The following is a 9305-nucleotide window of genomic DNA, read 5'->3' as shown; positions in this document are numbered from 1 at the left end:
CGCTGGCCCGACGCGGCTGCGCTGTGTGGTGGCTACACCGCATCGGGCCAGCTTACGTCGTGCATGAGGGGGTCATTTTTGGACGCCGATAGGGGGTCATTTTTCGGTGCCGATTGACACCAGCACGCCAGCCGCCGCGACGAACCACGCAAAGCGCTCGCGCCGCCGAGGCCCGTAGATGAAATCCGCTTCAAAGGCGTCGCGGTCAGGCGCGGAAGAACTAAGTACCTTCTTCTTCAAGTCAATCGTCTTTCACATCAGGGTTTGCGGAAGGCCTTGGCGGCAGAGAGAAGCGCGCCGGGGCTCTGCCGGATCATCTCGCCGGTCTTCACCACGCCCGCGTTCGCCATCTGGTTCAGCTCACGTGGGGACTTGCCGGTGACGAGGCGCGAGGCGGCACCCGAGCCATACTGGCGCGTATTCACGAACCCCTGACGTGCAAGGCCCGTGAGACCCACGGCATTCGAGGCAATGCCGACGACGCCGGTGAGGTTGGAGGCGATGTAGGGGACCGAGGCCATAATCCCGGCGCTGAGGATCAGGATCACGAGGAAGGGCAGGATGAGGCTGACGGTTTCGACGTCACCCGGATCGGCGGAGGCGTCGCCGATGGCTTCTGCGATGGCGACGATGATGCCCGCGGCTCCGGCGGCGGCGACGGGCATGAGCGCATAGCCGATGGTGGCGCGGGTCCAGGCCTCGAAGAGGGACTGGGTCGGTTTGAAAAGCGAGGTCACGATCATGAAGGGGGCAATCACGATCATCAGCGCGAAGACGATGCGGGCGAAGGCGATAATCCCGGCGGTGACGGCAGCGAAAACGGCGGAGAGGACGAAGAAGATTGCGCCCAGGACCGCGCCAAAGACCCAGCCCGCGCGGTCGCCGATCGTATCGCCATAGGCGGTGATGCGGGCGACCATATTGTCGAGGCTCTCATATACCCCGGCCTCGTCGCCCGAGCCGGTAAGCGCCAGGATGGAGGCGCCGACGGAGTCAGGCACCCGCGTGACGATGTCATAGATCACGCTGAAATTGTCCCAGCTCTGCGCGAATATGCCGACCAGTGCGATCTTCATCCCGAAGGCAAAGCCGGTGCCGAAGGGCAGGGGGCGGAGTTGCATCACCGCGTTGATCCCGAGAAGCACGACAAGGAGCGCGGCCCCGGCGGAGATCACGTCGCCGACAGCACCCGCCGAGGAGACAAAGCCGTCCTGCGCCACGGTATCTACCGCGGCGTCGACCTGGCTCAGGATGTCGCGAATTACCCCCATTTACTCGGCACAGGCCTCCACAACTTGCGCCTCGAGCGCGTCGGCCTGCGCGTAGAGATCGAGAACCTTGAAGGGCAGGCGTGGGTTGTCCGAGGTCTGGAACCGGGGGAGGGCGCCCAAGGCCTGATCCCAGGTGAACTGATCCAGCAGGCAGGTGCAGGATTCCGAGGCGAGGGCTTCTTCGGCAATCAGGATGCGCAGGATCGCACGGTAGCCGTTGCGCAAATAGGCGGTCGCAGCCAGATCGGCGGGCGGTTTCGGAACACGGCATGCGTCGGCCTCATCCTGCGCGATGGCCATCGAGCTGAAGGGCGTTTCGCTGGAGGGGTCTGTGCTCAGGGTCTGGGCTAGCACGGCACAAGGCAGGGCAACCAAGACAAGCGCCGCGAGACCAAGAGATCGAAAAGTTTTCAAGCTGTGGGTCATGAGGCGACTCATGGATCCACCGCCATTGACCGGAACTTGCGTTCATCCGCGAGGGTCGCGGCATCGACGACGCCGAGCTGACCGGCGCTGACGCCCTGGGCCGCTTCCAGCCGCCAGATCTGTGTCAGGATGATGCCAAGCTCTGCGGTGACGCGGGTGTTAAGATCGACGGCGGCCTTCAGCCCGTCCTGATCGTCGATCAGCCCGACCATGGTCTCGAGCCGTTCGAGGCTTTGGCCCGCCTCTTCGTGGCTTTCCTGCGCGGCGACGGACAGCATGGCGCTGGCCCCGGCCGAGGTGGCGATGCGGTTGTCGGCAGGCTGATCGGAGCCCGAGAGCGTGCTCAGGCGCTCCGAGGTGAAGCCGCTGCCCGAGAGCACCCGTTCGACGGACGCTGACAATTCCGCGCCCGGATTGAACCCGCTCAGGAAATCGCCGCTGGCCAAAGACTGCGCGGTGTTGAGGGGGGCGACCAGTTTGCCACGCAGCGCGCGGAATTCTTCGACCGTGGCAAAGAGTTCTCCGAGCCCGCTGCCTTCAATGAGCGAGGTCAGTTGCGCCTCGAGGTTGGTGAGCTGCGAGAGCTGGGTTTCCAATTCCAGCCGCATGGTCGCGAGCTGCTGCATCTGGACATTCAGGTCCTCAGCCATGTGCTCGAGCTGCGCGACAAGCTGGCCAAGTTGCGAGCCGTCGAAGGTCGGCACGCCTTGGGCCGTGGCGGGCGAGGCAAACGCGAGCGTGGCGACCGCCGCGGCGGTCAGGAGAAGCTGTCTCATTCGGGAACTCCCATCTGCATGAAGTCGCGCTCGGCCAGCCGGTCGGCGACGAGGTGCTGCGCATAGGCCGCCTCGCGCTGCTGGTTGGCGGCCATCAGCCGGACGCGGAGATTGAGGATGCGGCCGATCTCGGCCTTGGCGTAGGTGTTGAGCTCCCAGGCCGCCTTGGCATTGGGCTGAGCATCGATCTGCAGGATGATCGCGCGCAGGCGATTGATGACCTGTTCGGTCGTGGCCGAACTGTCGGCGGCATAATAGACGCCCGCCTCGGAGATGCTGGCATATTCGGCGAGGGCAAAATCCGAGGGCGAGAGCGTCCCGAGCGCGTCGGCACCGCCCACCACGGCGAGGTATTCGTTATAGAACTTGGAGATGTTGCGGACGTAGCCTTGGGTTTCGGCAAAGGGCGGCACGCCGCCATATTCGATGACCCGACCGGGGCCTGCGTTATAGGCCGCAAGCGCATGGGGAATGTTGCCGAAACGGTTGAGCTGGGTGGTGATGTAGCGCGCGCCGCCGCGCAGGTTGTCTTTCACGTCATAGCGGTCGACGCCGAGATCGGAGGCGGTGCCAGGCATGAGTTGCGTGAGACCATAGGCTCCGACCGGGCTTTCGGCGGCGACGTTGAAGCGGCTCTCCTGTTTGATCAGGGCCTGGAAGAGGCAGCGCCACTGGGTGGCCGAGAGACCCGCGCGGGCCACACCGGGCGCGCCTGCGAATTCGCCCGCAACCTCGACGATCATCATCTCGACCGTCTCGCGGCCTTCGCCGAAGAGGCGGCTGTTCATCGGGCTTGGATCGGAATTGGGATAGACCGCCGCCACCCCGAAATCCGCATTGCCCTCGAGCGCGCGAATACCAAATCCGGGGCCGGTGATCGCGGCCGTCATCTCCTCGAGGACGCGCAGCTGGTCGGCTTGGACATCGGCCAACGTGGACTCCGTCCGATCCTTGTCCTGCTGGACGCCCAGATCCTCGGCCAGCGCCGTCACCCGGGCAATGGCGCGCCCGATCGCCGAATTGTCCTGCGTCGGCACGCCCTGGGCATGCGCGGGCAAAGCGCCAAGACCGAGGCAGAGCCCCGCGGTTATGATCGCGACACGGCTCATTCCGGACGGGGCAGGGGTTCGAAAGTGCAGTCGGGTTTGGCCGTCTCCTGAGCCGGTGCGCCCATGGTCGAGACCGAAAACGCGGCGCGCGTCACCTGCGGCTCGCCACTGCGTCCGAAACAGGGCGAGGTTTTCTCGGTGTACTTCTCGCAAGCCGACAACAGGCTTGCGGCGGCGCAAAGCGCGAGAAGGGGTTTGAAATTCATATCACATGTCTCCAGAAATCGGGATTGGCGCGCCAATCGGCAGGCACGCGGGCCTCCCCAGTGGCGCCGCCGCCGAGGATGGGGAGGAGGTCGCCGAGGGCCGAAAGGTCGGCATCGACAAAAACGCTGTCGCCCGCCGAGCGGACAAGGGCGATGCGCTGGCCAATGGTGGGCTGGACGAGGAGGGCCGCCTCCTTGGCGTTGACGCGGAGGAAATCGTAATCGGAGATGGTGGCGCGGTCGTTGGGGAAGAGGATCTGGGTCGGGACTGTCTCGACGATGGTCTTACCGACGCGGCTGTCTCGCAGCTGGCTTGGATATTGCGTCATCATGATGACGACGCAGTTCATCTTGCGAAGTGTCACCAGCCAGTTTTCCAGCCGTGCCCCGAAATACGGATCGTCGAGCAGCTTCCAGGCCTCGTCGAGCACGATGATGGTCGGACGTCGATCCTCGACCACGCGTTCGATCTGGCGGAAGATATAGGAGAGCACCGCCATCCGCTCGGTGGTCATGTCGAGGATCTCGGTCATATCAAACCCGATGATATCGCCCGTGAGCTTGAGGCCAGCGCCGCGCTCGGGCTCGTCGAAAACCCAGCCATAGCGCCCACCCGGCGCCCATTCGGCAACGCGGGACTGCAGCTCGCCATCATCATCGAGCGACTGAAACAGCGTCTCGAAACTGGCGAAGCGCTGCAGGGCCGCGCCGGCATCGGCGTTCTGGCCCACGGCGCTCTGGATATGGCGGGATTGCTCGCCCGAGAGCGTACCATTGCGCGTAAGAAGGGTTGCAAGCCAGTCCGAGAGCCAGGCGCGGCCGCGCTCGTCGGTCTCGGTGGCGAGGGGGTTCAGCCCCGTCGGCACGCCGGCACGGATTTCGTTGTAGCGGCCGCCAAGGGCGCGGACCGCCATTTCGAGGCCGCGATCCTTGTCGAAGAAGAAAAGCCGCGCCCCGACCCGCTGCGCTTGGGCTGCGAGGAAGGCGGTGGTCAGCGTCTTGCCCGTGCCGGTGCGCCCGAGCACAAGCGTATGGCCGACGGTGGGTTCCTTGCTTGGGGCTCCTGCCTCGTGGAAATTGAACCGATATCCCGAGGTGCCGACCGTGGGCAGGACCGAGATGGTTTGGCCCCAGGGCGATTGGTTGGGGCCGCGTCCCTCGACGCTACCGTGCAAGGCCGCGAAGTCGGCGAAGTTGATCGAGGAGATCGGCGTCTTGCGCGCGCGGTAGCCGAAGTTGCCGGGGGATTGTGCGAAGTAGGTGGCTTTCAGCGCCATGTTTTCGCGGACGATCACCGACATGATCTCCTGACCCACGCGCTTGATCTGGGCGGCTGCCCGTTCAAGCGTGTCGCGGTCCGGCGCGTACACCGCGATGGAGAGGTGATGGTCGCCAAACGCGATGCGTCCTGCCTCCTGATCATCGGCGGCTTGTCCCAGCTGTTCGCGCAGGGACACGGCGGCATCGTCTGAGGCGTGCATCTGGCGGATGATCCGCTGGATGCGTTCGGCCATGATGTTGTTCGGGATCGGGCTGAAGGAATTCGTCAGTACGATGTCGAGTGGCAGGTCGAGCGCGTCGAGCAGCGTCACATCCGTCAGGGCCGGATAGGTTTTCATGGAAAAGAGCGCGCCGTATTTGACCTGAGCGGTCACGGCGTCGGTCAGGGTGACGACATCGCCATCAAAGGTCGCGCGGCAATTGCTCAGGGTATGCGAGAGGGGCAAGGCACTTCGCCCGAACGCAATGGGGGAGAAGCTGCCGGCGTTCAGCGTATTGAGGTAGCCCAGCCATTCACCGCCCGATTTTGTGAGCCTCACGGGGTTGGCGGAGGCAAGCGCCACCTCGAAGAAGCCCATGACCTCGTTCAGCTCTTGCATCCGCGTTGCGCGGTCCTTGACCCAAGCCTTGCGGGCCAGCGCCCGTAGGAGGGGAATGCGCGCGGAGATGTCCGGGCGCCGGATGACGCTGAGGTAGAGCTGGCGCTTGGCCGGGCGCAGGGCTTTGGCATGGGCCTGCCAGCGGGCATCGATCGCGGAGGCGAAGCTGTCCCCCTCGATGGGGCGCATCCCGAGATCCTGCGGGACTGAGATCCGGTGGATGTAGAAGCCGAAGGCGTTGCCGGTCTGGGCGACGATGGCGGCGACCGCACGTTTGAGCGCGTCGAGCCGGGCGTCCTCAGTGGTCATCGGGTTCAGACCATCAAGGCGCAGGGTGGCCATGAGGTCGCCCTCGCGGAGGACCATTACATCGTCGTCCGCGAGCGCGAAATACGGCAGGTGTTCGGCGAGATAACTCTCCCGCGCGAATTCCCCGCCGCCAGCCTGAAGCAGAGCGGTTCCGTGAGTGGAAAGAGTGCCTGCATCAAGCGCCAAAGCTGTCGCCTCCGTGCAGGGCGCGGTTCTTCGTCGGACGGACCGATCCGAAGGAGACGCGCAGCACCTCGAAGAAATGCGGCTCGCGGTCGGCGACGAACCAGAGGATCGGATAGGCGACGAGACCAATCAGGAAGAAGACCATGGACTTCGTCCAGATGAACGGCAGAACGACCCCGGTCGCCAGCACCACGAGGTATCCGACAGGGAGACCCAGATACTTGGGCGGACGGGCGAGGCCCAGAAAGAGGGGGGATCGTTCTGCCACTTCGATGCTTCCCTGCTTAGCGATGAAAATGAATCCGCAGGTCGGCTCGAGGCAGCGTTTGCGAAGTAAAACGCGTTCGAGGCGACCGTAGGATGCGAGATTGCAGGGAAGTCATCAATCGGGCCTCTTCTCAGGAGAAGCCGTCGACGATGGTGCCGGCCGAGAAGATCAGCACGATCCCGATGATGACCGAGGCGAACCAGCCCCAGTTGAGCCGCCCCATCATGCACATGAAGCCGGTGCCGATGACCGCGAGCGTCGCGACCGCGATTCCGATCGGACCGGTCAGCGCGGCCTCGACGGTTTCCAGCATGGTCTGGATCGGCGACAAGTCTTGCGCGAAGGCAGGTCTTGCGAAAGCCGTCAGGGTTGTGGCGACAGGCAAGAGGCGGCTGAGGCGATGTCGAAGCATGCGAAGTTCCCTTGTTTTATTGAAGATCGATGAGGACGGGCGCGCGGGCTGGAACCCGGTCTGCGACGCGGATGTCTGGCGCGGAAACGGGCGTGCCCGCCAGCCGGGACCGGATCCGATGGATGCGCGCGATGTAGTCGCGGGTCTCGGCGAAGGGTGGAATGCCGGAATACTCGACCACCCGGTGTGGCCCGGCGTTGTAGGCTGCGAGCGCCAGGTTGATGTCCTTGAATGTGGCGAGCTGCGCGAGCAGATAGCGCGCGGCGCCGTCGAGGTTCTGTGAGGGATCGCGCGGATCGACGCCGAGCGCACGGGCAGTATCCGGCATCAGCTGGCCAAGACCATAGGCACCCTTGGGGCTCACGGCAGTCGGATTGTAGCTGCTTTCGGACTCGACCAGGGCGCGGAACAGGATCTGCCAGTCGTCGGCACCCAGACCAACCTGGCGCAGGGCACGGTTTCCCTGGTGGCGATCTGCTGTGGCTCGGATCAGGGAGAGTATGCCGTCGTGATCGGGAGGCGGCGTGGGGTCCAACGAGGCCAGAGCGACTTCCGCCTCAGCACTATCACCCAGCCCCGCCCAGGCAGGTCGTTCGCCATGAAAGGTCCAGCCCGAGGTCCGGGCCGTCCCGTCGCGGCCGAAGGCGATAACGTCAGCCGCGCTCCTCGAGGGTGATGCTGTAGTCAGGACCAAAGCGCAGATCACGCCCGTCACCGAACTCGAGATGATGTTTGAAGAGCCCCGGCCATATGTTGAAATACCGCGGCTCTGGCCCGTGTGGGGTGATCCGGGTCGAGACCAGAATGGCTTCCGGCTCACCCTCGCGCAGGTAGATGCACTGGTAGCGCGGCTTGCCATCGTCCGTGAACCCCACGAGTTCATACCGGCAGCGGAACGCGATGCCCTTTTCGGACAGGTCTTTGACACCGTCGATGGTGATCAGGATCTGGTTGCGCGCTATCGGCATGTTCGGACTCTCCCCACGAGAGCCCTTCTACTTCCTACGCTTAAATCCATAAAGTCATATGGAGTCAATACGACATATTGCAGATAAATACATATTGCGCGATAGTCTGCGCAACTTTTGCGGGAGAGCGACATGAAACGACAGGCGATGGCAGCGGCGATGGGAGTGATGGCGGTGTTTGGAGCCCCTGAGAAGGCGCAGGCCTATGACATCGACTGCGCCATCATGCTCTGCATGGCAGGTGGCTTCCCCCCGAGCGCTGTCTGCGCACGGGCCTATCGCACCATGATCCGCCGCATCACGCCCTGGCCGAGCCTGCCGCCCTTCGGGGTCTGCACCTTTGCCCATGTGCCGGTCGAATTGGGCGGGCCCGGCGGAGAAGGCGAGCTCGACACCAACCTGCCTGAGTATGAATGGCTGAACCGCACTCATGTGATCTGGTTCACCGGGCGCTCCTACGAGCCGCGCGACGAGCCGCGTCAATGGGATTGGTCGATACGCTCCTGCGATCGCGAGAACCGGACCTGCCGCTACATCCAACGGGTCTACGGATCCCACATGCCCTGGCCCGCGACATTCGTCTCGGAAAGCGGCCAGGAGATCGCCTATCCGACCAGCGGGGGCCTGTGGCACTTCTATTCCCGCAGCATCATGGTCGAATACGGGGACTACGAGGGCAACATGGGCCACTCGGAGTGGTTTTCCTACTGATCGTGGCTGTCCGGCAGCTTGAGTGAAACTGTCCGTACTACGACAAGCGTATGGTCGTAACTGCATGGATCCACAAACTGGCGGCGGCTCACGCTTCCATCATCCCAGCGGTAGTCGGTAAACACATGGGTTTCGTTCGTTCCGTCGATGATAAACCCTTCCTGGAAGGGCCAGCCTGTCTTTCTCTTCGCCATGTACCCGCGCTACTCGTACCGTTCTTGCCGTTTTGACTTTTTAAATTGAGGCGGGATCAAAGCCTCAGGAAGCGGATTAACGCCTCGCGAAAAGCTCTTCGGGATCGACATTGAGCGCCTTGGCGATGCGTTCGAGAAGGTCGAGTGAGGCCGCAAATTTCGAGTTCTCGAGCCTGCCCATGTGACCGCGGCTTACGTTGGCCTGATGAGCAAGCGCTTCCTGGCTGAGGCCGCGGGCGCGTCTCAAGTCCTGGATGTTCAATGCTACACGGTCCCGCAAGTTCATGCCCGCGAAACGGGCACGATGCACGAAATATCACCACGCGATATATGTTACATTCAGAGGTGAGGGTGCAGAAAAGTCGAAAATCGGTGCTTAGAGATAGAGGACCAATTTGCATGCAGTTCCGGGTACTTGGTGTTGCGGATGCTACTAGGGCGAGTGGTAGTTGCCGTCAATACACCATGACACGAAACAGCGTCAGATGCGTATAATGAAGTTTATGTTAATGTATTGTAGACTTCCCCGGGAATCCGAGAGGCAATCTTATGTTGATAATGGCCCCGATTATCATCACGACCTTGAAGT

Annotated in this window: 13 protein-coding genes and 1 pseudogene; 1 reads left to right on the top strand and 13 read right to left on the bottom strand. The window is 63.2% G+C overall.

Going from position 1 to position 9305, the window contains the following annotated elements:
- Positions 1 to 111: 111 nt before the first annotated feature.
- The 11 genes and pseudogenes from I6N89_RS23325 to I6N89_RS23275 all read right to left on the bottom strand — a co-directional run.
- Positions 112 to 240, bottom strand: a pseudogene (locus I6N89_RS23325) (type IV secretion system protein); the annotation flags it as partial.
- A gap of 17 nt (positions 241 to 257) precedes the next feature.
- Complete coding sequence (locus tag I6N89_RS23320; protein ID WP_065818623.1) at positions 258 to 1271, bottom strand: type IV secretion system protein; 1014 nt, start codon at positions 1269 to 1271, stop codon at positions 258 to 260.
- Entirely contained in the window at positions 1272 to 1697 is a 426-nt protein-coding gene (locus I6N89_RS23315; RefSeq protein WP_083213174.1) for a hypothetical protein, read from the bottom strand. It lies immediately after the preceding gene.
- 8 nt (positions 1698 to 1705) lie between these two features.
- Positions 1706 to 2473: a type IV secretion system protein gene (locus tag I6N89_RS23310; protein ID WP_065818621.1), complete on the bottom strand. Its 768-nt coding sequence runs from the start codon at positions 2471 to 2473 to the stop codon at positions 1706 to 1708.
- Positions 2470 to 3582 carry a lytic transglycosylase domain-containing protein gene (locus tag I6N89_RS23305; RefSeq protein ID WP_207020716.1) on the bottom strand — a complete coding sequence of 371 codons (1113 nt, stop codon included), beginning with the start codon at positions 3580 to 3582 and terminating at the stop codon, positions 2470 to 2472. Before I6N89_RS23305 ends, I6N89_RS23310 begins: the two co-directional genes overlap by 4 nt.
- The gene (locus tag I6N89_RS23300) at positions 3579 to 3788 is read right to left on the bottom strand and encodes a hypothetical protein (protein ID WP_207020715.1); all 210 of its coding nucleotides are present in this window, start codon (positions 3786 to 3788) and stop codon (positions 3579 to 3581) included. The genes I6N89_RS23305 and I6N89_RS23300 overlap by 4 nt, the downstream gene beginning before the upstream one ends.
- Positions 3785 to 6163: a type IV secretion system protein B4 gene (locus I6N89_RS23295; protein WP_207020714.1), complete on the bottom strand. Its 2379-nt coding sequence runs from the start codon at positions 6161 to 6163 to the stop codon at positions 3785 to 3787. The genes I6N89_RS23300 and I6N89_RS23295 overlap by 4 nt, the downstream gene beginning before the upstream one ends.
- Positions 6153 to 6431: a type IV secretion system protein VirB3 gene (locus I6N89_RS23290; protein ID WP_009574107.1), complete on the bottom strand. Its 279-nt coding sequence runs from the start codon at positions 6429 to 6431 to the stop codon at positions 6153 to 6155. Before I6N89_RS23290 ends, I6N89_RS23295 begins: the two co-directional genes overlap by 11 nt.
- Before the next feature lie 130 nt (positions 6432 to 6561).
- The gene (locus I6N89_RS23285) at positions 6562 to 6843 is read right to left on the bottom strand and encodes a TrbC/VirB2 family protein (protein ID WP_207020713.1); all 282 of its coding nucleotides are present in this window, start codon (positions 6841 to 6843) and stop codon (positions 6562 to 6564) included.
- Positions 6844 to 6859: 16 nt separating this feature from the next.
- Positions 6860 to 7378: a lytic transglycosylase domain-containing protein gene (locus tag I6N89_RS23280; protein ID WP_236016806.1), complete on the bottom strand. Its 519-nt coding sequence runs from the start codon at positions 7376 to 7378 to the stop codon at positions 6860 to 6862.
- 118 nt (positions 7379 to 7496) lie between these two features.
- Positions 7497 to 7811, bottom strand: a complete 315-nt coding sequence (locus tag I6N89_RS23275; protein ID WP_008335576.1) for a hypothetical protein — start codon at positions 7809 to 7811, stop codon at positions 7497 to 7499.
- A gap of 132 nt (positions 7812 to 7943) precedes the next feature.
- On the opposite strand from I6N89_RS23275, the gene I6N89_RS23270 reads away from it, so the two are divergent.
- A complete protein-coding gene (locus I6N89_RS23270) occupies positions 7944 to 8522 on the top strand; it encodes a hypothetical protein (RefSeq protein ID WP_207020712.1) in 579 nt (192 codons plus the stop codon).
- Here the strand turns inward: I6N89_RS23270 and I6N89_RS23265 are convergent.
- Positions 8516 to 8716: a hypothetical protein gene (locus I6N89_RS23265; protein WP_207020711.1), complete on the bottom strand. Its 201-nt coding sequence runs from the start codon at positions 8714 to 8716 to the stop codon at positions 8516 to 8518. The two genes, I6N89_RS23270 and I6N89_RS23265, sit on opposite strands and share 7 nt — an antisense overlap.
- A 76-nt stretch (positions 8717 to 8792) precedes the next feature.
- On the bottom strand, positions 8793 to 8978 hold the full coding sequence (locus I6N89_RS23260) for a helix-turn-helix transcriptional regulator (RefSeq protein WP_236016805.1): 186 nt from the start codon (positions 8976 to 8978) through the stop codon (positions 8793 to 8795).
- Positions 8979 to 9305: the final 327 nt, after the last annotated feature.

It is taken from the genome of Salipiger abyssi, from assembly GCF_017311415.1.
GTDB classification, from domain to species: domain Bacteria; phylum Pseudomonadota; class Alphaproteobacteria; order Rhodobacterales; family Rhodobacteraceae; genus Salipiger; species Salipiger abyssi_A.
This window is presented reverse-complemented; position numbering and strand designations above follow the sequence as displayed.